The sequence below is a fragment of the Flavobacterium terrae genome (assembly GCF_900142035.1).
Classification (GTDB): Bacteria; Bacteroidota; Bacteroidia; order Flavobacteriales; family Flavobacteriaceae; genus Flavobacterium; species Flavobacterium terrae.
In genome coordinates this window covers 150998-177016 of record NZ_FQZI01000005.1, presented here as the reverse complement: position 1 = coordinate 177016, position 26019 = coordinate 150998, and the positions used below count along the sequence as shown (strand labels likewise).

Here is a 26019-nt window from a genome sequence, read left to right as displayed (position 1 = left end):
TTTTGCGGTTAAACAGTTTGAATCTTAAAGAATGACAAAAATGAAGAGTGTAATTAAAGTTTTATTTCTATTAGGTTTTACAACTGTATTCGGTCAAAATTTAATAAAACACAAAGTCGCAAAAGGCGAAACTGTTACTAAAATTGCCCAAAAATACAGTGTTACGCCTAGTGATATTTATAAGGTTAATCCAGATGCGTCAAAAGGAGTTGAAGAAAATACTATTTTATTGATTCCTAATAAATCAGCAGTGCCAACAAAAAAAGAAGTTGCTGAAAATAAGCCGAAGCTTGTCTTAAAAAAACACGAAGTTAAACCAAAAGAAACTTTGTATGGCATTTCAACTGAATATGGTATAACAATTCAAGAACTAGAAAAGGCAAATGTAGAAGCTTTAAAAGATGGACTTAAAATTGGCTTAGTTTTAAATATTCCGGTGAAATTAAACTCTGGAAAACAAGAAGTAAAAAATAATAATGCTTTGACTCAAAAAGCAATTTTACACACTGTAGAACCTAAAGAGACCAAATACGGAATTGCTAAGCAGTACGGTATAACAGTTGAAGAACTTGAGAAAAAAAATCCTGAAATTAAAGACGGATTAAAAATTGGTTTTCAATTGTTAATCAAGGGAGAAAGACCAAAACAACAAGTTTCTTTACCAATTGTAGTTAAAGAAGAACCAAAAATTCAAAATCCTACAAGTGTTGTAGATAAGGTTTTAGGGACAGATGAATATATAGTTAAACCAAAAGAAACATTATATAGTTTAGCGGCTCAGTTTGGTGTTTCTCAAGAAAAACTAATAGAGCTTAATCCAGAGCTTAAAGAAGGACTTAAAGAGGGAATGACTATCAAAGTTCCTTCAAATGACAAACCTACAGTAATTGTAACTCCTAATAGACAAAATACAGATTTAACAAAAACTATTAAAAAAGGAGGAAATAAAAAGCTAGCAATGCTTTTACCATTTAACATTGAAAAGTTAGATAACGATACTGTTAATTCTACAAAGTCAAGACTTAAAAAGGACAAGTTCTTAAATATGACTCTTGATTTTTATTCTGGAGCTTTAATGGCAATTGATTCTGCAAAAACACTTGGTATTGATGTTGATATTGCGATTTACGATTCTAATGAATCCAAATCGAATTCTGATGTTGCTGATTTAATTCAAAGCAAAAACTTAAAAGCTATGAATGCAGTTATTGGTCCATTTTATCAAAATAATGCCGAAAAAGCAGCTTCTTTATTGGGTGAAGTGCCAGTAATATCTCCTTTGTCAAAAGATTATGATAAAAAGTTTCCTAACTTAATTCAAGCTACACCTACAAACGACGATGTTCGCTTAGCAATGTTCGATTTCATGCGAGAAAAAGGAGGAAACATGATTGCAGTTGTAGATCCTAAAAAAGGTTCTTCAAAACAATATATTTCAGAAAATCATAAAGATGTTTTATTTGCAACTGTAAGTGATGCAGGAAGTCTTGATGTAGTGAGCTTAAAAGCACTATTAGTAAAAGATAAAATGAATTATGTTATTTTAGAAACTGAAAAAACGAATTTGATTTTAAGTACTACTTCGGCGCTATTATCATCATTAAAGGAATATCAAATCAATTTAGTAATTCTAGGTGAAAATTCTGCATTAGATTATGAAGAAATTCAAATGGATAGATTAACTAAGTTGAATATGCATTATCCGTCAATGTTTAGAATTAATGATTCAGATGCCGCAACCGATTTTGAATCGGCTTACAGAAAAAAGAATAAGGTATTACCTAATCAGTTTGCTACTCGTGGTTTTGATGTTACTTTTGATGTCTTGATGCGTTTGTCACAAGAAAAAACACTATCAGAAACAATAAATGAAACTGCTACAGAGCAAGTGGAAAGTAAATTTAATTATGCTCAAAATCCTGAAGGCGGATATATTAACAAAGGGATTTATATTTTATTCTACGACACTGATTTAACAGTTAAACAAGCGAACTAATGGCAACTTCAAAAGTTACTTATTTAGGCGAATTACGTACTTCGTCAATACATATTAATTCAGGTTCAGAAATTATATCTGATGCTCCAGTAGACAATAACGGAAAAGGAGAAGCTTTTTCTCCAACAGATACTGTTGCAAATGCTTTAGCGTCTTGTATGTTTACCGTTATGGGAATCAAAGCTAGAGAAATGGATGTTGATTTTTCAGGATCAACTGCTGAGGTTACTAAAGTTATGGCTACAGAACCAAGAAGAATTTCAGAAATTCATATCACTTTTAATATGAATCTTGAGGCTGATGAAAAAACAAAAACTATTTTAGAACGTACTGGAATGACTTGCCCTGTGCATTACAGTTTACATCCGGATATTAAAAAGGAGATTGTTTTTAATTGGAAATAATTAAGTGCTCTGCTTTCATTCTGCGTCATGTAAAAATCTCATATTCTTAATTTTCTATAATGAAAAATCATTTTTTATTCTTTTTGATAGTTGCTAATTTTAGTGTTGTAGCTCAAAATAAATGCTTTGAGTTTGTGAAGAATAAAATTATATCAAATATTGAAAAGTATGATTCAAAAAAAATTCTACCATATTATTCTGAAGAAAGTAAACTTTGGGGTTATTTTGATTTAACGACTGGAAATAAAGTTGTAGAACCAGTTTTAAAAAAATATAAATTCTTCAGTCCATATATTTATCTAGATTTTGAATCAGATTTTGAATCAAAAAATTTAAATTTTGAAAATTGTCGTTTGAGATTATATGTTATAGAAGAAAAGTTTAAGATTGAATTACCTGATACAGTTCTTGCAGAAGTAGCGTTTAATTTTTCAAATAATGAAATAAAAAAAGTTAAAGAGATTGATGGGTTTGAGGTCGATAAGCAAAATAATTTAATTTCTTATAACAAGAAATTTTATGACAATAAAAAATCTGATACGAGATTAAGTGATTTTTTTAAAATTAATAATATCAATTATGCTTTAGCAACAATGGATGATCATTTTACTATTGTGGATCAAAGTGGAAAAATTATTAAGGAGTTAAAAAGCAAAGTGTCTCAGCCGGAATTTTTGTATAGAGATGAGAATGAGGCTTTTTTTGTAACTGAGGATAAAGAAAATAATTATAAAATTCAATCAATATTTGGTAATACAAACTCTTCAAAAGTAAGTTTTAATGAAATTCTTGATTTGCAATTAATAAAAGCTTTAGGATTTTCAATAGTTACAATTAAGGGAAAGATGGGGGTGTATGATTTTGTTAAATTTGAATGGGTAATAGAACCTACTAATAAATTTAAGATTGAATCCTTAGAGTATTCTAGTAATATTGATGTTTATGATGGTGATATTGTAAAAACTAAAGAAAAAATACTTCTAAATAGAAAAGAATCGGATTTATATATAGTTACTGAAAAAAATAAAATTTTTGATTTGAAGTTAAATCAAATTAGACCTCGAAATCTTTAAGATATAGTTGTAATTTTAATTTTTTGATTATTTACAATGGCTTCCAATCAAGATCTCCTCATAAAACTCGCACATACAAAAATGCCTTTCGGGAAATACGAAGGGCGTTATCTTATAGACTTACCAGAATACTATGTAGTTTGGTATTCTCAAAAAGGTTTCCCTAAGGGACAATTGGGTGATCAACTTAAACTGGTTCATGAACTTAAACTTAACGGACTCGAAGAGCTAGTTCGTAATATTAAAAGAAACTTTCCAAAGCCATAATTTCTTAACGAATAATTGTCAAATAGGCATTGCTTAATATCAATTAATAATTGTATTTTTGCGCGGTTTTAATTTAAAATCAGAACAACAACTAAATTTACCCTGAGCTTAGTTTATGCTGAGCGTAGTCGAAGCAAAGGGCAACAACACAACAACACAATACAATGAATCAAACAAAGTATATTTTTGTTACCGGAGGTGTAACTTCTTCTTTAGGAAAAGGGATTATTGCAGCTTCGTTAGCAAAATTATTGCAAGCAAGAGGTTACCGAACGACTATTCAAAAGTTCGATCCGTATATTAATGTGGATCCAGGAACACTAAATCCTTATGAACACGGAGAATGTTATGTAACTGATGATGGAGCGGAAACCGATTTAGATTTAGGACACTACGAGCGCTTTTTGAATGTTCCTACTTCACAAGCAAATAATGTAACGACAGGAAGAGTATATCTTTCGGTTATTGAAAAGGAAAGAAGAGGAGAATTCTTAGGAAAAACAGTTCAGGTAGTACCACATATCACTAACGAAATCAAGGAACGTATGCAGTTGCTTGGTCAAAGTGGTGACTATGACATTGTTATTACGGAAATTGGGGGGACTGTTGGTGATATTGAATCGTTACCATATATAGAATCTGTTCGTCAATTGGTTTGGGAATTAGGTGAAAACAACGGAATTGTAATTCACTTGACTTTAGTGCCATTTTTAGCTGCTGCTGGGGAATTAAAAACAAAACCTACGCAACACTCGGTTAAAACGTTGATGGAAAGCGGAATCAAAGCAGATATTTTAGTTTGTCGTACAGAGCATGAGTTGTCTCAGGATTTACGTCAAAAGTTAGCTTTGTTTTGTAACGTAAAGAAAGAAGCAGTAATTCAATCTATTGATGCTTCAACCATATATGACGTTCCTAATTTAATGTTGGAAGAAGGCTTGGATAAAGTTGCTTTGAAAAAGCTTGATTTACCAGAAAAAGCTACTCCAGATTTAAAACAATGGAATGAGTTTTTACATAGATTTAAAAATCCTAAGCATGAAATCAACATTGGTTTGATAGGAAAGTACGTTGAATTACAGGATTCATATAAATCTATTTTAGAAGCTTTCATTCACGCGGGTGCTGCAAATGAGACAAAAGTAAACGTAGTTTCTATTCATTCTGAACATTTAGATGCCAAAACGGCAGAAAATCAGTTAAAAGGATTGGATGGTATACTTGTTGCACCGGGATTTGGCGAACGAGGAATCGAAGGTAAAATTGAAACTGTACGTTATGCACGAGAGAACAAAATTCCTTTCTTTGGAATCTGTTTAGGAATGCAAATGGCTGTAATTGAATATTCGCGTAATGTTTTAGGACATGCTGATGCGAATTCTACAGAAATGAATCAAAATACTTCTAATCCGGTTATCAACTTGATGGAAGAACAAAAAAGTATTACAGACAAAGGAGGAACTATGCGTTTAGGTGCATGGAAATGTCATTTGGAAGAAAATACATTGGCACACAAAATTTATGGAAAACAAGATGTTTTGGAGCGTCACCGTCATCGTTATGAATTTAATGGAGATTATTTAGAAGCATTGCAAAATGCTGGTTTAAAAGCATCAGGTATAAATCCTGATACTGGTTTGGTTGAAGTAATAGAATTGGATAATCATCCTTTCTTTATTGGTGTTCAATACCATCCAGAATATAAAAGTACAGTAGCTAATCCGCATCCAATTTTTGTAAAATTTGTGGAAGCAGCTGTAAAAAATAAAAAGTAAAATTGCTCTAAGCTTGGCGAAGAGTCTTTTTTTACTGTAACTTTTTTTGAAAAATTAAAACAAATATAGCTTACAGCTTAAAGCCTAATGCTTTAGGCCGAAATTAAAATGGAACAAAAAAAATTAGACCTTAATTCAATCATCGGATTTGCATTAATCTTTGGTATTATGATGTGGATCATGTATCAAAATCAGCCTACTCAAGCTGAAATTAATGCTGAAAAAGCCAAGAAAGAACAAGCTGCTAAAGCCAAAGAACAATCTCAAAAAACAGTTGCTGCAACTACAATAGCAACAGCAGATTCTACAAAAGTTTCGGTTGCTATGCAAGCCACTTTAGGAAGCTTTGCTTATTCAGCATCGTTGCCATCAGCAAAAAATGAGTTCACTACTATCGAAAATGAATTAGTGACTTTAAAAATTGCTAACAAGGGTGGTTATATCGTTGATGCAACATTAAAAAAATACAAGTCAATTGATAAGGATGGCAAGTTAGTTCAGCTAATTAAAGATAATAATGCGGGGTTAAATATTGCTTTACAGACTAAAGAAGGTAAAACTGTTAATACTAAAGATGTGTTTTTTGAACCAACACTTACAAAAGTTGATGGTAATCAAGTGCTTTCTATGAAATTAAAAGCTGGAGAAAACCAATTTTTAGAATACAAATATGTTTTGAAGGCTAACGATTATATGTTAGATTTTGATGTTCGTTCACATGGATTGGCTTCGGTTTTAAATACTTCAAATGCTGCTAATTTAGAGTGGAACTTGAAAACGTTTCGCAATGAAAAAAGCGTTGCTTATGAAAACCGTTATACAGAAGTTATCTATGAGCATGATGGGGGAAAAGATAATTATCTAAATCAATCAAAAGAGGAAGAAGAAATTGAAGATGTTACTTATGTAGCTTTCAAACAACATTTCTTCACATCAATATTATTAACAGATACACCTTTTAAAACAGCAAAATTAGCTACAGATAATTTAGTTAAGGATGTAAAAGTTGATACTGTTTATACAAAAGATTTTAAAGCTACTTTACCATTAGCGTTTAAAAACGGAGAGATTGATTATAAGATGAATTGGTTTTATGGACCTTCAGATTATAAAATCTTAAATAGTTACGATAAAAATTTAGACGAAATTATTCCCTTAGGATGGGGAATTTTTGGATGGATTAATAAATTTATTTTCGTTCCATTATTCGGATTTCTAAGCAAATATATTTCTTATGGTATTGCTATTATTTTATTTACTATTTTAATAAAATTAGCAATGGCACCTATTACTTATAAGTCGTTTTTGTCTCAAGCAAAAATGAAAGTATTACGTCCTGAGTTAAACGAATTAAACGAAAAATTTAAAGATCCTGTAAAACGTCAGCAAGAAACAATGAAGTTATACAATAAAGCAGGGGTTAACCCAATGGCAGGTTGTATTCCAGCACTTATTCAGTTGCCGTTTATGTATGCATCATTCCAGTTCTTCCCATCGGCTTTACAGTTAAGACAAGAAGGTTTCTTATGGGCAAAAGATTTATCATCGTATGACTCGGTTTTAAAATTACCATTTAATATTCCATTATATGGAGATCACGTGAGTTTGTTCCCAATTTTAGCAGCAATTGCGATTTTCTTCTACATGAAATATACTACTGGAGATCAACAAATGGCAGCCCCACAACAAGAAGGTATGCCAGACATGAGTAAAATCATGAAAATGATGATTTATATTTCTCCTGTAATGATGTTAATTTTCTTCAACAACTACGGTTCTGGTTTAAGTTTGTATAACTTATTTTCTAATATTATGACATTAGGAATTATGTTCTACATCAAAAACTATGTAGTGAATGAAGAAAAAATTCATGCTCAAATTCAAGAAAATAAATTAAAAGAGCCTAAAAAGCCCAGCAAGTTCCAGCAAAAATTACAAGAAGCCATGGAACAAGCTGAAGCGCAAAAAAAAGCGAAAGGAAATAAATAATATATATTAGATTCCTTAAAATACAGTCCCTGCTTTGATTCTTGTAAAGTCTCAAAGCAGGGATTTTTTCTTTGTTTAATTTTTAAAAAAAGTAATAATGAAAATTGCCATTGTCGGTTTTGGAAATCTTGGCAAAACATTTGCCAGTAGCTTTATTAAGTCACGCTTTATTAAAAGTGATGATATTTATGTTGTGACAAGAACACTCCCCAAACCGGAAATGACTTTTGGTATACCCATGGACAATTTTCAAACAAGTCCAAATTCAAAAATTGAAAATGTAGATATAGTAATTTTGTCAACTAAACCTCAAGATTTTGATTCGGTAGTTTCTGTATTTAATGGATTACTTAACAATGAGCAAGTTATTTTATCTGTAATGGCTGGAGTTTCAATTGAAAAAATTAAAGAGAAACTGGCAGTTAAGAAAGTAATTCGTTCAATGCCAAATTTAGGGACTCAAATTGGTTTGGGAATGACGGTTTTTTCTGCCTCTGTGGAAACAGATAGAAAAGATTTGTTCATCGTACAAAATCTAATTAATACAACAGGAAAGTCAATCTATGTTGAAGATGAATCTCTGATTAATCCAGCTACAGCGGTTTCAGGTAGCGGACCTGCCTATGTGTTTTATTTTATGAATGCAATGATTAAAGCAGCTGAAAAATTTGGATTTTCTTCCTCGGAAGCAGAAGTTTTAGTGCATCAAACTTTTCTAGGTGCTATAAATCTTCAAAGTGCCAGTGATTTATCTAATGAAGAATTAATTATGAAAGTGGCTTCAAAAGGAGGAACGACAGAAAGTGCTTTAAAAGTTTTTGAGTCTCAATCAATAAATAAAATTATTGAAAAAGCAATGCAAGCAGCAAATCAAAGGGCTATTGAATTAGGTTCTTAATAAGACAATGGTTATACTCATTATACAGAATGAGTAAGAATTTAAAAGCCCTCATATGAGGGCTTTTTTTTAGAAATTTGGTAATAAAACTTTGTCGAGTACATGTATGACACCATTACTACATTGAACATCAACCGCAGTAATATTACTTACTCTTGCATTTACATCTGTAATTCTAGCAGGGTTAAGATTTACAGTGAAATTTTGATCAAGAATAGTTGTTACAGATAAATTATTAGTTAATGTACTAGAAAGCACATTGGCAGGACTTACTACGTGGTATTGTAAGACCTTGGTTAAATTTGAAGAAGATACTCCTGCAATACCTCCTGGAGCTAGTTCCGTGTTTAGATTTGAAAATGCTGTATTTGTTGGAGCGAATACAGTAAAAGGTCCTGTGCCAGATAAGATTGAGACAAAATCTGGTTGTCCAGCACTTGTTAATGTTTCTACTAGAGTAGAAAAGTTAGGATTTGCAGTTGCATGAGTAACAATAGTTGGTAATCCAATAACTGCATCGACAACATGTATAACTCCATTAGTAGCTAAAACATTTGCAGTTGTTACAGATGCTACACCGTTTAACCTAACTCCGCTAGATGTATTAATAAACATACTTAAAGTGTTGGTAGAGGACGCATTTCCTTTAGCTAAAGTTTTTACATATCCAGTAGTCAAAGATGATGATTGTAACGCTCCTGAGACAACATGATTTAGTAAAATTTCTTTTAAGACTGGCGTAGGTACCGCATCTAAATTAGCAAAACCATTTGCGTTTAAAAAGGTTGTGAATGCTGTGTTTGTTGGTGCAAAAACAGTGTATGAACCTTTAGCTCTTAATGTTCCATCTAAATTTGTTTTAGTTAAAGCTTGTGCAAGTATTGATAAATTTTCTGTTTTGTAAGCAATAGCAGTTATGTTGTTATTGTCTACTGGTGGTGTGTTAAAATTGTCATCATCGCTACATGAAGTAATTACTAATCCTCCAAGGATTAATGACATAAAAAAATTTAATTTTTTAGATAATTTCATAATATTGATTTTTAGTTTATTAAACAATAGTTTTATTTTTTGTTTAACTAAAATTAAAAAAAGTTAAACAAAAAAAATAAAATTTATAATTTTATTAACAATAAACTTCATTGAATCAAAAAGTTAGCTATTGTGCTTGTTAAACTTTTCTAAGTAATTGGCTTAATTTTTGTAACCGAAAAATAAATCCAATACTTTTGAGTTTATTTTTGAAAAACAGATAAAATGAAACGATTAACATTAATTATAGCATCTCTAATTTTAAATTCATTAGCTTTTGCTCAAACTAAAGAGAATCAAACAAATGAAAAAGGAGAGCGCCAAGGTTTATGGAAAGGGTATTATGAAGGATCAAAGTTATTACGTTATGAAGGAAACTTTATTGATGGTAAGGAACAAGGAGTTTTTACCTATTATGCCAATAGTGACAAAAAAATTGTAATGGCAACCAGAAACTTTGATGAAAAAGGAAATGCTTATACAACATTCTTTGATGAAAAAGGAAACAAAGTTAGTGAAGGAAATGTGATTGGTAAGCTTAGAGATGGTGTTTGGAAATACTATCATAAAGGAGCAAAAACAATTATGACTACAGAAAATTATATAAAAGATAAAATTGAAGGTATTCGAAAAGTTTTTTATACTAATGGTATTCTGGGAGAAGAAGTGGAATACAAAAACGGTCTAAAACATGGCACTTCAAAAAAATATAATAAAGAAGGTAAACTTATTGAAGAATCTGTTTTTGTAAATGGGGTAATGCAAGGTCCTTATAAGGTATATGACGAGTATGGAAATTTAGTGGTTGTAGGTGCGTTTAAAGCAGATAAGAAAAAAGGAATCTGGAAGTATTATGAAAAAGGAAAATTGGTTCGTCAAATGAATGCTGATACAATAAATGGTTATAAAAAGCCTAGTGAAGCAAAAAAGAAAAAATAACGATAAAAACTTAAAGTGTTTTAAACTTTTGTTAAAAAGCCATCTGAATAGGTGGCTTTTATATTTGTAATGAAATAGTAACAATAAATATTTTTAACTTTGCACCCTTAAAATTAATTTCATGAAAAGAGTTGTCGTTGGTTTATCAGGAGGTGTAGATTCTAGTGTTGCTGCTTATTTATTAAAAGAGCAGGGCTATGAAGTAATTGGCCTTTTTATGAAGAACTGGCATGATGATTCTGTGACTATTTCGAATGAATGTCCATGGTTAGAGGATAGTAATGATGCTTTGTTAGTAGCTCAAAAATTAGGAATACCTTTTCAAACAGTTGATTTAAGTGAACATTACAAAGAAAAGATAGTTGATTACATGTTCAGTGAGTATGAGAAAGGTCGTACTCCTAATCCCGATGTATTGTGCAATCGTGAAATTAAGTTTGATGTTTTCATGAAAATTGCTTTATCTCTTGGTGCAGATTATGTGGCTACTGGACACTATTGTCGTAAAGGAGAAATAGAAATTGATGGTAAACCAATGTATCAACTTTTAGCTGGTATCGACGGAAATAAAGATCAATCTTATTTTCTTTGTCAATTATCTCAAGATCAATTGGCGAAAGCACTATTTCCAATTGGCGAACTAACTAAGCCTGAAGTAAGAGAAATAGCTGCCAAAATGGAATTGGTAACTGCCGAAAAGAAAGATTCTCAAGGACTTTGTTTTATTGGAAAAGTACGTTTGCCAGAATTTTTGCAACAACAATTACAACCTAAAGAAGGTTTGATTTACGAAGTTTCTGCTCAAAATGAACTGTATCAAGAAAATCAAATTAACTTTGATTCAGTTGAAGAAAAATTGAAATATGAAGCTTCAAATATTCATTACACTCCAGATGTTGCTAAGTTAGTAGGTAAACATCAAGGAGCTCATTATTATACAATTGGTCAACGTAAAGGATTAAATGTAGGAGGGACTAAAGAGCCTTTATTTATCATTGCAACAGACATTGAAACGAACGCAATATATACTGGTCAAGGACATAATCATCCTGGATTATTCAAAAAAGCACTGTTTGTAGCGAATGATGAAGTTCATTGGATTAGACCTGATTTGTGTTTGAAATCAGGCGAAACACTTAAGGTTAAAGCAAGAATTAGATACCGTCAAGAATTGCAACAAGCAACACTTCATCAATTTGATAATGGTATGTATGTTGAGTTTGAGCAACCTCAATCTGCAATCACAGAAGGTCAATTTGTTTCATGGCATATAGGAGAAGAGCTAATAGGTTCTGGAGTAATTTCTTAAAATGTTGTTTTTTAAGAAGCTTGTTGTGTATATTTGAAAATCAAAACCATACCCAATGAAAACTAAATTACTTATCCTATTTTGCTTTATATCTATTGCATCCTTTTCACAAGAAGATGCTTGGGTTTTCTTTAATGATAAGCCTAATGCTAGTGCTTTTTTTTCAAACCCCTTATCTGAGTTATCGCAACGTTCTTTAGATAGGAGAACAGTTCAAAACATAGCATTAGACATCAAGGATGCTCCATTACATCAACCTTATGTAAATCAGATTGCGGCATCTAATGGTATTACAGTATTAGCAAAATCTAAGTGGTTAAATATGCTTCATATCAGAGGGACACAAGCTAATATTGCAGCATTGTCAGGTTTATCTTTTGTTGATCATGTCCAATATGCAAATCATTCTTTGAATCCAACTGGCAAAGTTTCTGATCAATCAAATAAGACTAGTTATATAAACAAATGGTTGGATATAAAAAATACTCAAACAAATTATAATTACGGTAATTCTGCTATACAAGTGCAAATGTTAAATTGTCATATTTTGCATCAACAAAATTATACGGGGCAAGGTAAAGTTGTAGCAATTTTGGATGCAGGATTTCCTGGAGTAAATACCGCAGCTCCATTTGCTAGTTTGCGCAATAGAGGTTTGATTCTTGGAGGATATGATTTTGTAAATAATTCAACAAATTTCTACACAGGTAATTCTCATGGAACAAATGTATTATCAACTATAGGGGCAAATGCAACTAACTTAATAGGTACTGCACCAGATGCTTCTTATTATTTGTTTATTACAGAAGATGTTGCTAGTGAGACTCCATTAGAGTTGTCAAATTGGGTAGAAGCTGTTGAAGAAGCTGATAGACTTGGTGTAGATGTTGTAAATTCATCTTTAGGTTATTTTGGTTTTGATAATTCTGCCTATAGTTATACATATGCAATGATGAATGGTCAAACATCAGTAGCTTCTAGGGCCGTTGATATAGCTTTTTCTAGAGGTATGATATGTGTTATTTCTGCTGGAAATGAAGGAGGAACTGCCGAGCCTCATGTTGGCACTCCTGCAGATGCACTTCATGCGATTACAGTAGGTTCTGTTACTTCAACTGAAACAAAATCTGGTTTTAGTTCAATAGGTCCAACTGGAGACGGAAGGATGAAACCTGATTTAATGGCTATGGGTACATCATCAGTTATATCAAGTACTTCAGGCACAATTACAACAGCAAATGGTACTTCATTTTCTTCACCTATTTTAGCTGGGGCGATTGCTTCTTTTTGGTCAGCTTTTCCAAATAAAAAGAATTCAGAAATTGTACAATTAGTCAAAGCTTCTGCTGATAGGTATGCTACTTCAATTGTTACACCTAACAATAATTACGGATTTGGTATTCCAGATTTTCAGCTAGCACTTAATAATGCTTTATCTCTAAATGATTTTGAAAAAGAAAAAATTGCCTTGTATCCTAATCCAGTAAATGATTCTTTTGTAGTCTCACTACCTGAAAATTTACTTAATTCGCAATTTGAACTTTTTAATTCTGTTGGTCAAAGAGTAAAAACAGAAAAAATTCTGCAACAAAAACAATTATTAGACGTTCAAAATCTAAACTCAGGAATGTACTTTTATACGCTTTCTAACGATCAAAATAAAGTTTCTGGAAAGCTAATCAAACAATAATGAATGAATAAAATATCACAACTTTTTAATATTGAATATCCAATCGTTCAAGGAGGAATGATTTGGAATAGTGGCTATAAACTAGCAAGTGCAGTTAGTAATGCAGGAGGATTAGGTCTAATAGGAGCTGGATCAATGTATCCAGATGTTTTAAGAGAGCATATACAGAAATGTAAAAAAGCAACCAACAAGCCTTTTGGAGTAAATGTGCCAATGTTGTATCCAAACATTGAAGAAATAATGGATATTATAGTTGAAGAAGGTGTAAAAATCGTTTTTACTTCTGCTGGAAATCCTAAAACATGGACAAGTTTTTTAAAAGAAAAAGGAATCACTGTTGTTCATGTAGTTAGTAGTTCAAAATTTGCATTAAAAGCTCAAGAAGCTGGTGTCGATGCAATTGTTGCTGAAGGATTTGAAGCTGGAGGACATAATGGACGTGAAGAAACCACGACTTTGACATTAATTCCTATGGTTAAAGAGAAAATCAATATTCCATTGATTGCTGCTGGAGGTATTGCTACAGGAAGAGGAATGTTAGCTGCTATGGTTTTAGGAGCCGATGGGGTTCAGCTAGGATCTCGTTTTGCTGCTTCTATAGAAAGTTCTGCTCATGATGATTTCAAGAAAACTATAGTTGATTTAGAAGAAGGAGGGACGCAGCTGACTTTGAAAGAATTGGCACCTGTGCGACTGATCAAAAATAAATTTTATAACGATGTACAAGAATTGTATTCTAAATGTCCATCGGTTGATGATCTAAAAACACTTCTAGGAAGAGCTAGAGCGAAAAGAGGGATGTTTGAAGGAGATTTGGTGGAAGGAGAATTAGAAATTGGTCAAATTGCAAGCCTAATAAAAGATATTAAACCAGTAGCCGAAATTATAAATGATATGGTTACTGAATTTGAAAACGCAAAAAATAATATTCCTCAATTATAATATGAAAAAATCAATTTTAATCGTTTTTTTATTTTCGATTCTATTTACTACAAAAGCATTTAGCCAAAATTATAGATTTGAAATTTCAGAAGTAGCAATGTCTGTAAAGCAAGACGGAAAATGGAGTCCTTTTACACCATTTAGAGAAGCAAAGATTGTAGCTACTTTAGATTCTAAAAAAAATCTAATTGCGGTATATTCTGAATTGGTTCAGTTTTACAGAATATATGAGTATAATGACAAAGTAACTGTAGATGGAAAAGATATTGTTTCATTTAATTGTACTGATCAAGACGGAGAAAAATGTCGTGTAGAAATTCATACCAGAAAATCAAATAATACCAATCAATTATATGTTAGGCACCAAGGAAGAATTTTGGTCTATAACATGAAATATACAAAATAGAAGTTCCCCTCATAAGTGAGGGGATTTTTTTACCTTTGTGCTCAGGCATACTATTTGTTTGAATAAATTAATCTTAATAGATAAAAATGAAAAAAATACTACTGGCTATAAATATTTTATTTAGTGTTGTTTTGTTTGCGCAACAACAGACACAACAAAATTCAACTCAAACTCTTAATAGACCAAAACTTGTGGTTGGAATTGTGGTTGATCAAATGAAAATGGAATATCTATATCGTTTTGCTGATGATTTTACAGAGAATGGATTCAAACGTTTGTTGAATAACGGATTCACATTTCATAATATGCATTACAATTATATGCCCACTTATACAGCTCCTGGGCATGCTTCGGTTTACACTGGAACAACTCCGGCTAGTCATGGTATTGTAGGTAATGAATGGTTTCACAGAACCTTAGGTAAAGACGTATATTGTACTGATGATGCTTCGGTACAAACAATTGGTAATGGTACAGAAAAGGAAGGTCAAATGTCTCCCAAGAATTTGCAAGCAACTACTATTACTGATGAACTTCGTTTGGCAACAAATTTTAAAGGGAAAGTAATCGGGATCAGTATAAAAGATCGTGGGGCAATATTGCCAGCAGGACATTTTGCAAATTTTGCTTTTTGGTATAGTAAAACTGGATCTTTTATTTCAAGTACTTTTTATGGAAAAGAATTACCATCATGGGTGACTACTTTTAATAATGAAAAAAATTACGAAAGATATATTAATCAAGGTTGGGGACTTTTAAAACCAAAAGAAGTTTATAATGAAAGTCTTCCAGATGATAATCCTTATGAAGGTAAAATGTACAAAAAAGCTGCTTTTTTTCCTTATAACATGAAAGAAATGATGGATGCTAACGATGCAGGTGTTTTACGTACAAGTCCATATGGTAATAATTTATTGGCAGACTTTGCGGTAAGAGCAATCGATAACGAAGGTTTGGGAGCAGATAATATTACAGATTTTTTAACGGTTAGTTTCTCATCTACAGATTATGTGGGACATACATTTGGGCCACGTTCAATTGAGCTTCAAGATACTTATTTACGTTTAGATCAAACGATAGGTTCATTTTTACAATACTTAGATGTTAAGGTTGGGAAAGGAAATTACTTAGTTTTCTTAACTGCAGATCACGCTGGAGCAGAGAACGTAAACCATTTAAAAGACAACAAATACGAAGTAGAAAACATAAGTGAAAAGAATTTAGAAATGGCTATGGCCGAATTTTCTAAAACTTATTTTGGAGACGATTTGTTGCTAAATTACTCTAATTATAATGTATTTTTTGATAAAGAAAAAATTAAAGCTAAAGGCTTGGAATTGGTTAGGGTAAAGCAAGCATTCAAAGAGTTTTTAATGTCTCAAAAACATGTTCGTAGAGTGTATACTGAAGAAGAAATTCTTTCGCCTTCTGCAAACGATTATTATTTAAACTTTATGTTTAAAGGGTATGACCCTAATCAAAACGGAGATTTAATTATTCTTGATAAACCAGGTTATATTGAATATATTGGAACAGGTACTTCACACGGTACGCCTTACAGTTATGATACACACGTACCTTGTATTTTCTTTGGTTGGGATATTAAAAAAGGAGAATCTCATGAGAAAAAAGAAATAACTCAAATTGCTCCAACATTAGCACAAAAATTAAAAATCACTTTCCCAAATGCTACCGAAGCAAAGGTGATGACAGAAATATTTAATAAGTAAAAAAAGCCTCTTTAAAGGGGCTTTTTTATTATAAAATCTTTTTTGAAGAACCAATGAATTCTAAGACTTCAACTTTGTGAGAATTGTTTAATCCACTATCATCTCTTTGTTTTTGAAATTCTAAAAATGATGGAACATTTAAAACTTCTTTTTGGATTTCAGCATCAGTATAGCTTGAATTGTGAACAAAAGTTACTCCATCATCTTTTAAAAAAATACTATAGCTAAATTTATTACTATCTAGATTTTTAAAGTCATTTAAGAACTTTTCAATGTTTACTTTATTTGTTGCTACAAATTCAGGTTTCACTTGGTAGTAGACAGATACATTAATCATGATTTAATATTTTTTGATGGCTATTAAAACTCTAATCTAATTTAGCTAGGTTAATCTTTTTGAAAAGTTTTCCATTATTTGGGATGTAATAAAATCCGTCTTTTCCGTTTTTCTTAAACTCTTCTTCTGATTGGACTTTTGAAATCAATTTTAGCTTATTGTTTTCAAAATAATATATTCCTTCTTGTTTTGGTAATTTTCCTTTCCAATTTCTAGGGATTGAATCTGAATTGAATTTCATTCCATTAGTTTTAAAAATAAAATTTCCTTCTGTATAGAAGTCTGTATAAACCCAAATACCTTCTTTTCTGTAATCACTATACTCGTCAATTATAAACTCTAGGTTATTATAATGAATTATTGAGTCATTTACTAACTCACAATCATTATCAAAAAGATATAATTTGTTAGACTTTACTAATAAATTTGGATAAGGGTCTGATGCAGAATCACCAGCTATGTACACTGAGTATTTAGAATTTTTGATTAGTTTCTTTTGGATACTAAGTTTTGTAAAGTCTTCATCGTTGATTATTTTGTATGGTTTATCACATGAGTAAAAAACCATAATAAAAAACACTAAAAACTTTTCTATTTTCATATCTCAATATATTTACAATGATGATTTGTTGTGTAGTTTAATTTCGTTCTACATTTTCATCATATTTTAGAACAAATTTTTCCACTTTTTCATTGTTCAATGCACAGTTTTCTAAAGTGTTATCAGCTAATAATTTTTTAATCAATAATTTTTTAGTGAAAATATATGAAGCTGAAGTGAATGTGAGTTTTTGATCTAAAAATGTTATTTTGGTATAAAGTCTTGCGTATCTACTGTTGTGTATGAATTTTAAGAATACTATTTCATTTCCTTGTAAATCAAGTATTGATACATTATTAGGATCTGAATCATTAATTTTAAGGCATTCTTTGCCATCTATTAAAACAAAGTCATCTTTGAATTTTATGTCTTGGCTAAATCCAATGTAACTTAGTAATAAAAAGGTCAGGGTTAATAGGTTTTTTTTCATTTTTAGATAAATGTTATTACCTCACTTTTCATGAGATTTGTTATTATTAATAGGTGCAAATATAAATAAGTGAGCTATAAAGTTTTGATTATTTCAGGCTTTCTAACAAAGTTTCTAAATTGTCGATCGATGCTGTAAATCCTTCTTTGAAGCCCATTTCAATCATTTTTTCCATGCGTTCACGTGATTCATTGAAGATTGTAATGCATACATTCGTTTTGCCTTCTAGTTCAGTAAAAACATAATCCCAGTCTGAACCTGGTAATTGCGGGTTTTCATTTTCATCTGCAAAAGCATTGAACATTTTAAAATTTGTTTTTGGCTTTATAGCACTAAATTCTTGAATGGCCCAAAATTCCTGACCATCTGGACTTACCATAGCGTAAAATCTTTTACCGCCTTCTTTAAAATTCATGTATTTCGTTCTAGCTGTCCAAGGTTTTGGAGCTACCCATTGATCAAGCAGTTCTGCAGTAGTAAAGGCATCCCAAACTAATGAAAGCTCTGCAGCGAATTCTCTTTTAATGATTATTGTTTTCGCCTCTTTGTCAACGATGAAATCGAATAATAAGTTATTTTCCATTGTTATTTTTTTTAATAGTTGTTAATAGATTATCAAGTTGATTAAAACTGGTTTCCCAAATTTTTCGGTATTGTTCCAGCCAGTTGTCTATTTCTTTCATTTTATCAATCTGGAGAGAATAATAAATTTCTCGGCCTTGGTGTTCTTGTTTTACCAGTTCACATTCAGTCAAAATACGTAAGTGTTTTGAAACCGCTTGCCTTGTCGTATTAAAATTATCTGCTATAGCATTAGGAGTCATTGCCTCTATTGCTATTAAGGCGATAATGGCTCTTCTTGTGGGATCTGCTATCGCCTGAAAAACATCTCTTCTCATTGGTTTAAAATTAAATTACGAAACCATTCAGTTGCAAATATAAATGAAACTATTCGGTTGCGCAAATGTTTTTAAGTTTTTTTATTTTTTGAAATTGAAAGAGTAATAATTTTTTTTAAAGATTAGAAGGAATTATTTATTAGAATTATTCTGATTTTTCCTTTTTAGCAACCCAATTTGCAACCACTTCAGAAACTAATAAGCCAGATTCTTTCCATAAGTGGATTCCATCAATATATGTGTATTTAGAATTTGTAGTAGTTAAATCTAAGTACCCGTTTGTTAAAGGAACTATTTCTGAAATTACCTCGTTAAACTGAGGCATTAATTTTTGTTCTAATTTAAAAAAATCTGGATGTATAGGCATTCTAAGCAAATATACATCCCCATGTAATTTTAAAAATTGAATGGTTTTTTTCAAATATTTTAATCTGAATTCTGAAAGTTTAAAGTTTGGAAGATTTTCTTTTTTATAAGTATTTATTTTTTCATTTTTCCTTTTAGTAACTGATAATGAATCCATTTCTGCAGTTACTTCAAGCCATCCATCATCATGTAAGAACATGCTTTTGTCTGTTTGACTAAATAGTTTGTAATATTTGCCGGAAAATTTTTCAAATATGTATTCTAAATTTGGATTGATATTCACACTTGAGGTGTAAGCTAAACATAAATCATTTTCAGTAAAATTTTTTGAATCGTTCGGATTTTTGGTATTACTCGAAATACTCCATGGATCAACTGTTAGAATAAACAAACCATTTTTTGTATTTTCTTTAAGCTTCTTTTTTATACTGTTGTAATATACTATTCCATATGGGCTGTGGACTATAGTGAATGAATAGTTATAAATGTTTTTACTGAAATATTTTTTAAAAGCACTAGGTTGTAGTCCTTGTGCTGCCTTTGAAGTTCCAATTATTAAACTTTCCTGTTTAGGAGATGTAAATCTTTTATAGAAAGGATCACTATAACCATTATTTGCTCTTAAAAGAGTTATTGTAAAAAGAACAGTAATAATAAAGGTGAAAATAAATACTTGTTTAATTAATTTTTTCATAGCTTTAAAATTGGAAGTAAATAAATTCTTCTTTTGACCCAAAATGAAGCATAACCGTGTAAGCTATAGCAAGATAAAAACTCCATCTCATAATCTTATTCCATTGCAAGCCTATTTTAGCGATAGCATATTGTTCATCTCTTCCAACCCACTCAATAAACATTAAAAATGTAATTAATAATGCTAATCTTTTAGAAAGAATAGTTGGTATTGTGAAAAATGATATTGAAAAGATATTATAAATATAGTTAAAGGCATGAGTAATATTTTCAGCTCTAAAAAATATCCATAAAAAAGTGACCAAAGTAAAAGTGATACTAATTTGAATAAAATCTTTTAATGAAGGTAGATATTTTCCTTTGGCAACAATTTCAATATTGTTTCTATTGCTTTTAAATAGAATTGAGGGCATGATAAAAAGAGCATTTAAAATGCCCCAAGCAATGAATGTCCAATTGGCTCCATGCCAAAATCCACTTACAATAAAAATGATGAAAGTATTTCTTATTCGCATCCAATTTCCACCCTTACTACCGCCTAGTGGTATGTATAAATAGTCTTTAAACCAAGATGATAATGAAATGTGCCAACGTCTCCAAAATTCAGCGATATCTCTAGAAAAGTATGGGAAAGCAAAATTTCTTAATAAATCAATCCCAAACAATCTGGCAGTTCCTAAGGCGATATCAGAGTAACCAGAAAAATCTCCATAAATCTGAAAAGAAAAAAAGAATGCTCCAATAAGTAAGTCAATTCCTGAAACTTCAATAGAACTGTTAAAAGTTAAATTAACATATTCAGCACAACTATCTGCAATAACTATTTTTTTGAATAATCCCCAAAGAATCTGTCTTAATCCATCTACAGATTTTGTGTAATCAAACTTTCTTTCTTTTTTGATTTGAGGAAGTAGGTGCGTGGCTCTTTCAATTGGTCCAGCTACGAGTAAAGGAAAGAAACTTACAAATACTGCATAGTCAATAATGTTTTTTTCAGCTTTGATTTTGTTATTGTAAATATCAATTACATAAGATAATCCATGAAATGTGTAAAATGAAATTCCAACAGGTAAAATTACATTTATTAGCATTGGACTAATTTCCCAGCCAATTTGTGATACTACTTTAGTAAAAGATTCAGCAAAAAAATTGTAATATTTAAAAACAGCCAGAAAACCAAGGTTTGTAATGATACTAAGCCAAAACCAAAAACGCTTTCCTTTTTGATTCTCTGCATTTTGCATTTTTAACCCAGTTACATAATCCAACAAAGTAGAAAACATCAGTAAAAACATAAAACGCCAATCCCAACAAGCATAGAAAAAGTAACTTGCTATAAGTAATAAGACATTTTGAAATTTTACATTATTTTTTGCTACAAACCAATAGAGAATAAAAACTATTGGTAAGAAAATTGCAAAATTTAATGAGTTAAAAAGCATTTAGATGTCTATCCTTAAGTGATAATTAATTTAATAATGTAGCTTTTGGATACTCAAATCTTAGATATTTTGTAGCGACATTTTGTGCAAAAGTAAGGAAGATTATTATTTTTTTTTAAAGAAAGGTTTTTAAAATTTGATTTAGTAATCAAATGAAAGTGGTTTTAAATCTTGTAACTTAGGAAGCGGAGATATTTTTTCTATAGTTGTCTTTTTCTTAATTTTAGGATCATCAGACGGGTTGTAATGTGTAATTTTTGTTCCTGTTATCAAATTGTAGTCTACATAATCTACCAGACCAGGCCCGCCTCCATTTGCAGTATAGCCAATCAATTCAAAATTTCCGTTTTGATATCTAAATTTATGCTTAGTGTTACCTCTTATATATTGATTGGTGAATATTATTACCCTTTTTTTATTTGCAAATCTTCTAAATGAGCAGCTGTATTATAGTCGCCATCTGGGTAAATTTCCCATAACGTTTTTTCAGATGTAAATACGATTTCGTATTGACCATCACTTTTTTTAAACTTAATTTCCAATAAATGTGGTTTGTATTTACTTGCAGAGTCTTGTTTTACTGTAACTAAATCAGCAATTCCATCACGATTTAAATCACCTTCAATAGAGTAGATAGTTTTAGTATAATTGTTTTTTACTTGCTGACAGAATGATTCTCCAGTTGCTAATAATGAAAAAGCTAAAACGAAAATTTTAAAGTATTTGTTCATGTTTATTTTTGTCTGCAAGCGCATTCATGAAGTTTTTCAAGATAGTCAAAAGTTGCTTCGCATATCTTTTTTAAAGCATCAATGTTGATGTCTGATAGTTTTTTTATGTATATGCAGGCTTTACCCATTTTGAATTTGCCAAGATTGTCTAACAAATGTTTGTTCTCTTCTGTGGCTGAAAAAACATACAACGAAAACTCCGCTTTTCGTGGTGAAAATCCAATTAACGGCGCGTCACCTTCATGACCGCTGGCGTATTTATAATGATAACTCCCAAATCCAATGATAGTTGGCCCCCACATTTTAGGCTCAAAACCTGACCATTCACTCATTAATGCAATAAGTTGTAAGCTATCTGCCTTTTTTTGCTCAGTATCTACATACGAATTGATAAAGTCGATGACATGAACTTCTGTAGCTGTGGTTTTGTTTTTGGCCATAGTTGTGTTAGTTTATTACTTCAATTTCTTTGTTTGATTTTTTAATCCTAATTCTAATTTTTTGATATTCCCATTTATTCTCAATCTTATTCGCAACAATATCCATTTTTGCTTTTCCATTTGTTCCATTCACACGCACACTTATACTTGCAGTTTTATTGTCATTTGAGTAAGAAGAATTACCTTCTAAAATAGCTAAATTATCGATTGGTTGCAATTCTCCTAAACTTAGAATAACATTTTCGTTTTTGTTAGCCTGATTTATAGCGTTTTGATAAATTGATGGATCAGCATAAGTCTGTGCAAAATCAGATAAATCATTTATACTAGAAATAAGGATTATAAAAATTATTAATATAAATCCTGAAAGCGGAACAAACCATTTCCAGTTTCAATTCCACCAATTCCTTTTTACAACTAATTCATTATCCATAATTTATCGTTTGGTTTGTTTTTTAAAAATTCTTGCTCATTATTAACATACGAATTGATAAAGTCGATGACGTTGATTTCTGTAGCTGTTGTTTTGTTTTTTGCCATAGTTCTGATATTGAATTTAATCTGTGTTATATTTTATGCTTAATTTTCAAAGCGCCACCCTTCCAGAACAAGAGTTATAATTGCATGTGGCCAAGTTTCAAAATTCTGTAGTTTAGGTCTAATTGGAATTATACTGGTTGGTTTCCATGTTTGACTTATTGGTGTATACATAATTGCATTGTAATTTAGTTTTTTATCAAAAGGATTTTTAACTACAAGCATCGTGCTTATGTCTTTTCTATCTTTACTGTCCTGAGTAAATTCAATTTCAATTGTCTTTTTTGGATTGATATTTTTCTCAACTATTTTCATCGTTGAAATTGTATCTTTTGCAATTTCACATTCGATAAAAACTTTTTCTCCACAATATATTTGAAGTATTTTTTCCTTAACAAAATAAGGGCTTTCAGGTATTTCAGCTTTATATTGTTGAGTTTCATTTGCAGCAATTTCTAGTGTAAACGCTTTTCTGTTGTTTTGACTAAAATTATTTATAGAAAATAATAATGAAATTGCTAATGTTAAATGTATCTTCATATTATGTTTTTATCTAGTTTGTAAGTAGTTCAATTTAGGATTTATAATTGTTCAAAATCTTTTTTTGATTTCTTTTTTACACATTTCTTTTAAAGCAATAATTTTTAATTTGTTGTTTAAATTCAAATCATAATTCGAGAATTTAAGATTCTTAAGTGTTTTTCAAAATAGATTGTTTAGTAATTATTGCTAACCATTCTACTTACAGTTATGCTTTTTGTTCCTCGTTAAAAGAAAATAAATAACAAGAGTAATTACCCAAGTGATTAAACAGTCATAAATGAAATATTCTAATTTCCAGCCGCAATTTGGTGAGTCAGAACCTCGACACCAAAACTGGTAATAATACTTTAAAGGGAAACCAATATTTGTTACAGGTTTACCTAAATCACCGAGAGTAGTGGATAATAAAGAACACATTACTGTAATATATGATATTATAGCAAAAGCAATGATTGAGTAAACCGTTCCAATTAATATTTTCTTCATTTAATATTTTTCAAGGTCTTTAGTAAATGCATTTTCGTCTTTATATCACTTTTCTGAGTACTGAAAATATTTCCGTACAATAGGGTTAATTCATTTTTTGACTTATTGCAATGTTAAACATAAAAATGTAGCTTGATTTTATCTAAATAATTTTTCATTTTCTTTAGATAATGGATGAACTCCCATTTGATTTCTAATTATATTGGTTAACTCCCCGAAATTTTTAAAATAATTTTCAAATGTTTCTTTTTTAGTTTCAGAGCTTTTTAAAAAAACATTTACGGAATCTAAAGTTGTAGAAGCTTTAATTAATACATTATCGCAACCGAGATGAGTGTTTGAAAACATTACACTAAAAATATTTTCAATTTTTTCTTCAATTTCATTTATTGCGATCTCTTTACCGTTATTGATTTTAGTTAATTCTGAATGAAGATGATAAAATTCAGATGTTAATTTTGAAACAAAATTAAATTGTTCTTTATATAAATTCTCTCGCAAAGAGTTTTTTCTATTTTTAATAGCAATACTTAAGGTTACAATACTAATAATAAAAGTTGAAAATATACCAAACAAATAGAAGGTGTCTTTTAAATTTTCTGTTTTGATTTCTGAGAAATTAATCATTTTATTTAAACTTTATAATCAAATATACGTAACTACTATTAATCTCAACTTCTATAAAAACAAAAATCCCTAATCATTGATTAGGGATTTGTTGCTAGAACTCAAGTTCTATTTGGTTTAGTAGTAAATCATTGAAGTTTTCTTTTTGTCGTATCAAATGGGCTTTTCCATCTTTCCAAAGTACTTCTGCCGGTTTGTATCGTGAATTGTAATTAGAGGACATGCTAAAACAATAGGCTCCAGCATTTCTAAAACTTAAAATATCACCTTCTTTAATTTCAGCAATGCGTCTGTTGGTGGCAAAAGTATCGGTCTCACAAATATATCCTACTACAGAATAGAATCGTTCTTTTCCTTTAGGATGTGTAATGTTTTCTATATAGTGCTCAGAACCATAAAACATAGGACGAATTAAATGGTTAAATCCGCTATCAATTCCTGCAAAAACTGTCGATGTCGTTTGTTTTACCACATTTACTTTCGCCAAAAAGAATCCTGCTTCACTTACTAAAAATTTACCTGGTTCAAAGGCCAATGTAAGTTCACGACCATATTCTTTCTCAAAAGCCAAGAATCGTTTTGTTAGTTTTCTGCCTAATTCTTCCACATTGGTTTCAATATCACCTTTTTTGTAGGGCACTTTAAATCCGCTTCCAAAATCGATAAAATCTAGTTCTTTGAAATGTTTTGCTGTATCAAATAAAATTTCGGCAGCATATAAAAACACTTCAATATCTAAAATATCAGATCCTGTATGCATGTGAATTCCGTTAATGTGCATTCCGGTGTTTTCTACAATGCGAAGGATGTGTGGTAATTGGTGTATCGAAATGCCAAATTTACTATCAATATGGCCTACGGATATGTTCGAATTTCCGCCGGCCATGACATGAGGATTTATTCGGATACAAACTGGGGTTTTGGGATGTTTTGCTCCGAATTGCTCTAATATTGACAAGTTATCGATGTTGATTTGTGCTCCTAAAGCAGCTACTTCTTCAATTTCATCCATAGAAACACCATTAGGTGTATAAATAATGCTTTCTGGTGAAAAACCAGCGCGAAGTCCTAATTGTACTTCTTGAATAGAAACTGTGTCCAATCCTGAACCTAGTTGTTTAAAAAGTTTTAAGATAGAAATGTTAGACAAAGCTTTAACAGCATAATTTATACGAAGTTTTTCAACCTTAGAAAAAGCTGAAGTTAATCTATGATACTGTGATTCAATTTTGTGGGCATCATATACATAAATAGGAGCTCCAAATTCATTTGCAATTTGTAAAAGTTGTTGCGTTTCCATTTCTTTTAATTTTTGGCAAAAATAGGTTTATATAAATTTAGAATAAAATTATTAAACAAATAATATAAAAAAATAACAAAAAGTTATATTTAAGACAATTGATAAAAAATATATTTAAAAAATCACACAAAAAAGAA

General features: G+C 30.6%; 29 protein-coding genes. 13 read left to right on the top strand and 16 right to left on the bottom strand.

The features are described from left to right. Positions 1-40: 40 nt before the first annotated feature. The 7 genes from BUC09_RS12750 to proC all read left to right on the top strand — a co-directional run bounded on the left by BUC09_RS12750 (position 41) and on the right by proC (position 8402). Complete coding sequence (locus BUC09_RS12750) at positions 41-1996, top strand: LysM peptidoglycan-binding domain-containing protein (RefSeq protein WP_073312055.1); 1956 nt, start codon at positions 41-43, stop codon at positions 1994-1996. Beyond that, the gene (locus BUC09_RS12745) at positions 1996-2400 is read left to right on the top strand and encodes an OsmC family protein (protein WP_073311985.1); all 405 of its coding nucleotides are present in this window, start codon (positions 1996-1998) and stop codon (positions 2398-2400) included. The genes BUC09_RS12750 and BUC09_RS12745 overlap by 1 nt, the downstream gene beginning before the upstream one ends. A gap of 59 nt (positions 2401-2459) precedes the next feature. Next, positions 2460-3473, top strand: a complete 1014-nt coding sequence (locus tag BUC09_RS12740; RefSeq protein WP_073311984.1) for a hypothetical protein — start codon at positions 2460-2462, stop codon at positions 3471-3473. 36 nt (positions 3474-3509) lie between these two features. Further along, positions 3510-3740, top strand: a complete 231-nt coding sequence (locus BUC09_RS12735) for a DUF3820 family protein (RefSeq protein ID WP_073311983.1) — start codon at positions 3510-3512, stop codon at positions 3738-3740. A gap of 164 nt (positions 3741-3904) precedes the next feature. After that, positions 3905-5515, top strand: a complete 1611-nt coding sequence (locus BUC09_RS12730; protein WP_073311982.1) for a CTP synthase — start codon at positions 3905-3907, stop codon at positions 5513-5515. 108 nt (positions 5516-5623) lie between these two features. Next, on the top strand, positions 5624-7504 hold the full coding sequence (yidC, locus tag BUC09_RS12725; protein ID WP_073311981.1) for a membrane protein insertase YidC: 1881 nt from the start codon (positions 5624-5626) through the stop codon (positions 7502-7504). A gap of 97 nt (positions 7505-7601) precedes the next feature. Continuing rightward, positions 7602-8402, top strand: coding sequence for a pyrroline-5-carboxylate reductase (proC, locus tag BUC09_RS12720; protein WP_073311980.1), 801 nt, complete (start codon positions 7602-7604; stop codon positions 8400-8402). A gap of 69 nt (positions 8403-8471) precedes the next feature. On the opposite strand, the gene BUC09_RS12715 is transcribed toward proC, so the two are convergent. Continuing rightward, complete coding sequence (locus BUC09_RS12715; protein ID WP_234972630.1) at positions 8472-9404, bottom strand: fasciclin domain-containing protein; 933 nt, start codon at positions 9402-9404, stop codon at positions 8472-8474. Between the two features lie 255 nt (positions 9405-9659). Here BUC09_RS12715 and BUC09_RS12710 point away from each other — a divergent pair, with 255 nt between their 5' ends. The 6 genes from BUC09_RS12710 to pafA all read left to right on the top strand — a co-directional run bounded on the left by BUC09_RS12710 (position 9660) and on the right by pafA (position 16450). Continuing rightward, positions 9660-10373, top strand: a complete 714-nt coding sequence (locus tag BUC09_RS12710; RefSeq protein WP_073311978.1) for a toxin-antitoxin system YwqK family antitoxin — start codon at positions 9660-9662, stop codon at positions 10371-10373. 121 nt (positions 10374-10494) lie between these two features. Continuing rightward, positions 10495-11682 (top strand): tRNA 2-thiouridine(34) synthase MnmA, encoded by a 1188-nt coding sequence (gene mnmA / locus BUC09_RS12705; protein WP_073311977.1) that lies wholly within the window; start codon positions 10495-10497, stop codon positions 11680-11682. A gap of 55 nt (positions 11683-11737) precedes the next feature. After that, complete coding sequence (locus BUC09_RS12700) at positions 11738-13372, top strand: S8 family serine peptidase (RefSeq protein WP_073311976.1); 1635 nt, start codon at positions 11738-11740, stop codon at positions 13370-13372. Between the two features lie 3 nt (positions 13373-13375). Then, a complete protein-coding gene (locus BUC09_RS12695; protein WP_073311975.1) occupies positions 13376-14314 on the top strand; it encodes an NAD(P)H-dependent flavin oxidoreductase in 939 nt (312 codons plus the stop codon). Position 14315: 1 nt separating this feature from the next. After that, a complete protein-coding gene (locus BUC09_RS12690; RefSeq protein ID WP_073311974.1) occupies positions 14316-14720 on the top strand; it encodes a hypothetical protein in 405 nt (134 codons plus the stop codon). Positions 14721-14806: 86 nt separating this feature from the next. After that, a complete protein-coding gene (pafA, locus tag BUC09_RS12685; RefSeq protein WP_073311973.1) occupies positions 14807-16450 on the top strand; it encodes an alkaline phosphatase PafA in 1644 nt (547 codons plus the stop codon). Between the two features lie 28 nt (positions 16451-16478). Here pafA and BUC09_RS12680 read toward each other — a convergent pair whose 3' ends face one another. The 15 genes from BUC09_RS12680 to lysA form a co-directional block, all read right to left on the bottom strand. Then, positions 16479-16787, bottom strand: a complete 309-nt coding sequence (locus BUC09_RS12680; RefSeq protein ID WP_073311972.1) for a hypothetical protein — start codon at positions 16785-16787, stop codon at positions 16479-16481. Between the two features lie 31 nt (positions 16788-16818). Next, positions 16819-17388 carry a hypothetical protein gene (locus tag BUC09_RS12675; RefSeq protein WP_143161931.1) on the bottom strand — a complete coding sequence of 190 codons (570 nt, stop codon included), beginning with the start codon at positions 17386-17388 and terminating at the stop codon, positions 16819-16821. A gap of 37 nt (positions 17389-17425) precedes the next feature. Next, positions 17426-17818 (bottom strand): hypothetical protein, encoded by a 393-nt coding sequence (locus BUC09_RS12670; protein ID WP_073311970.1) that lies wholly within the window; start codon positions 17816-17818, stop codon positions 17426-17428. An 88-nt stretch (positions 17819-17906) separates the two neighbouring features. Then, complete coding sequence (locus tag BUC09_RS12665) at positions 17907-18401, bottom strand: SRPBCC family protein (protein WP_073311969.1); 495 nt, start codon at positions 18399-18401, stop codon at positions 17907-17909. After that, the gene (locus tag BUC09_RS12660; RefSeq protein WP_073311968.1) at positions 18391-18717 is read right to left on the bottom strand and encodes an ArsR/SmtB family transcription factor; all 327 of its coding nucleotides are present in this window, start codon (positions 18715-18717) and stop codon (positions 18391-18393) included. The genes BUC09_RS12665 and BUC09_RS12660 overlap by 11 nt, the downstream gene beginning before the upstream one ends. 145 nt (positions 18718-18862) lie before the next feature. Further along, positions 18863-19777: a hypothetical protein gene (locus BUC09_RS12655; RefSeq protein ID WP_143161930.1), complete on the bottom strand. Its 915-nt coding sequence runs from the start codon at positions 19775-19777 to the stop codon at positions 18863-18865. Positions 19778-19781: 4 nt separating this feature from the next. Then, a complete protein-coding gene (locus BUC09_RS12650) occupies positions 19782-21218 on the bottom strand; it encodes an MBOAT family O-acyltransferase (RefSeq protein WP_073311966.1) in 1437 nt (478 codons plus the stop codon). 141 nt (positions 21219-21359) lie between these two features. Next, positions 21360-21551 (bottom strand): hypothetical protein, encoded by a 192-nt coding sequence (locus BUC09_RS12645; RefSeq protein WP_073311965.1) that lies wholly within the window; start codon positions 21549-21551, stop codon positions 21360-21362. Positions 21552-21622: 71 nt separating this feature from the next. After that, complete coding sequence (locus BUC09_RS12640; protein ID WP_143161929.1) at positions 21623-21949, bottom strand: hypothetical protein; 327 nt, start codon at positions 21947-21949, stop codon at positions 21623-21625. A 2-nt stretch (positions 21950-21951) separates the two neighbouring features. Continuing rightward, entirely contained in the window at positions 21952-22389 is a 438-nt protein-coding gene (locus BUC09_RS12635) for a DUF1801 domain-containing protein (protein ID WP_073311963.1), read from the bottom strand. Between the two features lie 7 nt (positions 22390-22396). Further along, positions 22397-22714 (bottom strand): cytochrome c oxidase assembly factor Coa1 family protein, encoded by a 318-nt coding sequence (locus BUC09_RS14930; RefSeq protein WP_262487726.1) that lies wholly within the window; start codon positions 22712-22714, stop codon positions 22397-22399. Positions 22715-22806: 92 nt separating this feature from the next. After that, a complete protein-coding gene (locus BUC09_RS14980) occupies positions 22807-22929 on the bottom strand; it encodes a hypothetical protein (protein ID WP_262487725.1) in 123 nt (40 codons plus the stop codon). Between the two features lie 39 nt (positions 22930-22968). After that, positions 22969-23466, bottom strand: a complete 498-nt coding sequence (locus tag BUC09_RS12625; RefSeq protein WP_073311962.1) for a hypothetical protein — start codon at positions 23464-23466, stop codon at positions 22969-22971. 627 nt (positions 23467-24093) lie between these two features. Next, entirely contained in the window at positions 24094-24582 is a 489-nt protein-coding gene (locus tag BUC09_RS12620) for a hypothetical protein (protein ID WP_073311961.1), read from the bottom strand. Between the two features lie 94 nt (positions 24583-24676). Then, positions 24677-25882, bottom strand: a complete 1206-nt coding sequence (gene lysA / locus BUC09_RS12615; protein ID WP_073311960.1) for a diaminopimelate decarboxylase — start codon at positions 25880-25882, stop codon at positions 24677-24679. Between the last annotated feature and the right edge of the window lie 137 nt (positions 25883-26019).

Bases quoted from the DNA above. Each gene is read 5' to 3' on its own strand.
- BUC09_RS12750 (WP_073312055.1), top strand. From the start codon at position 41: ATGAAGAGTGTAATTAAAGTTTTATTTCTATTAGGTTTTACAACTGTA.
- BUC09_RS12745 (WP_073311985.1), top strand. From the start codon at position 1,996: ATGGCAACTTCAAAAGTTACTTATTTAGGCGAATTACGTACTTCGTCA.
- BUC09_RS12740 (WP_073311984.1), top strand. From the start codon at position 2,460: ATGAAAAATCATTTTTTATTCTTTTTGATAGTTGCTAATTTTAGTGTT.
- BUC09_RS12735 (WP_073311983.1), top strand. From the start codon at position 3,510: ATGGCTTCCAATCAAGATCTCCTCATAAAACTCGCACATACAAAAATG.
- BUC09_RS12730 (WP_073311982.1), top strand. From the start codon at position 3,905: ATGAATCAAACAAAGTATATTTTTGTTACCGGAGGTGTAACTTCTTCT.
- yidC (WP_073311981.1), top strand. From the start codon at position 5,624: ATGGAACAAAAAAAATTAGACCTTAATTCAATCATCGGATTTGCATTA.
- proC (WP_073311980.1), top strand. From the start codon at position 7,602: ATGAAAATTGCCATTGTCGGTTTTGGAAATCTTGGCAAAACATTTGCC.
- BUC09_RS12715 (WP_234972630.1), bottom strand. From the start codon at position 9,404: ATGTCATTAATCCTTGGAGGATTAGTAATTACTTCATGTAGCGATGAT.
- BUC09_RS12710 (WP_073311978.1), top strand. From the start codon at position 9,660: ATGAAACGATTAACATTAATTATAGCATCTCTAATTTTAAATTCATTA.
- mnmA (WP_073311977.1), top strand. From the start codon at position 10,495: ATGAAAAGAGTTGTCGTTGGTTTATCAGGAGGTGTAGATTCTAGTGTT.
- BUC09_RS12700 (WP_073311976.1), top strand. From the start codon at position 11,738: ATGAAAACTAAATTACTTATCCTATTTTGCTTTATATCTATTGCATCC.
- BUC09_RS12695 (WP_073311975.1), top strand. From the start codon at position 13,376: ATGAATAAAATATCACAACTTTTTAATATTGAATATCCAATCGTTCAA.
- BUC09_RS12690 (WP_073311974.1), top strand. From the start codon at position 14,316: ATGAAAAAATCAATTTTAATCGTTTTTTTATTTTCGATTCTATTTACT.
- pafA (WP_073311973.1), top strand. From the start codon at position 14,807: ATGAAAAAAATACTACTGGCTATAAATATTTTATTTAGTGTTGTTTTG.
- BUC09_RS12680 (WP_073311972.1), bottom strand. From the start codon at position 16,787: ATGATTAATGTATCTGTCTACTACCAAGTGAAACCTGAATTTGTAGCA.
- BUC09_RS12675 (WP_143161931.1), bottom strand. From the start codon at position 17,388: ATGAAAATAGAAAAGTTTTTAGTGTTTTTTATTATGGTTTTTTACTCA.
- BUC09_RS12670 (WP_073311970.1), bottom strand. From the start codon at position 17,818: ATGAAAAAAAACCTATTAACCCTGACCTTTTTATTACTAAGTTACATT.
- BUC09_RS12665 (WP_073311969.1), bottom strand. From the start codon at position 18,401: ATGGAAAATAACTTATTATTCGATTTCATCGTTGACAAAGAGGCGAAA.
- BUC09_RS12660 (WP_073311968.1), bottom strand. From the start codon at position 18,717: ATGAGAAGAGATGTTTTTCAGGCGATAGCAGATCCCACAAGAAGAGCC.
- BUC09_RS12655 (WP_143161930.1), bottom strand. From the start codon at position 19,777: ATGAAAAAATTAATTAAACAAGTATTTATTTTCACCTTTATTATTACT.
- BUC09_RS12650 (WP_073311966.1), bottom strand. From the start codon at position 21,218: ATGCTTTTTAACTCATTAAATTTTGCAATTTTCTTACCAATAGTTTTT.
- BUC09_RS12640 (WP_143161929.1), bottom strand. From the start codon at position 21,949: ATGAACAAATACTTTAAAATTTTCGTTTTAGCTTTTTCATTATTAGCA.
- BUC09_RS12635 (WP_073311963.1), bottom strand. From the start codon at position 22,389: ATGGCCAAAAACAAAACCACAGCTACAGAAGTTCATGTCATCGACTTT.
- BUC09_RS14980 (WP_262487725.1), bottom strand. From the start codon at position 22,929: ATGGCAAAAAACAAAACAACAGCTACAGAAATCAACGTCATCGACTTT.
- BUC09_RS12625 (WP_073311962.1), bottom strand. From the start codon at position 23,466: ATGAAGATACATTTAACATTAGCAATTTCATTATTATTTTCTATAAAT.
- BUC09_RS12620 (WP_073311961.1), bottom strand. From the start codon at position 24,582: ATGATTAATTTCTCAGAAATCAAAACAGAAAATTTAAAAGACACCTTC.
- lysA (WP_073311960.1), bottom strand. From the start codon at position 25,882: ATGGAAACGCAACAACTTTTACAAATTGCAAATGAATTTGGAGCTCCT.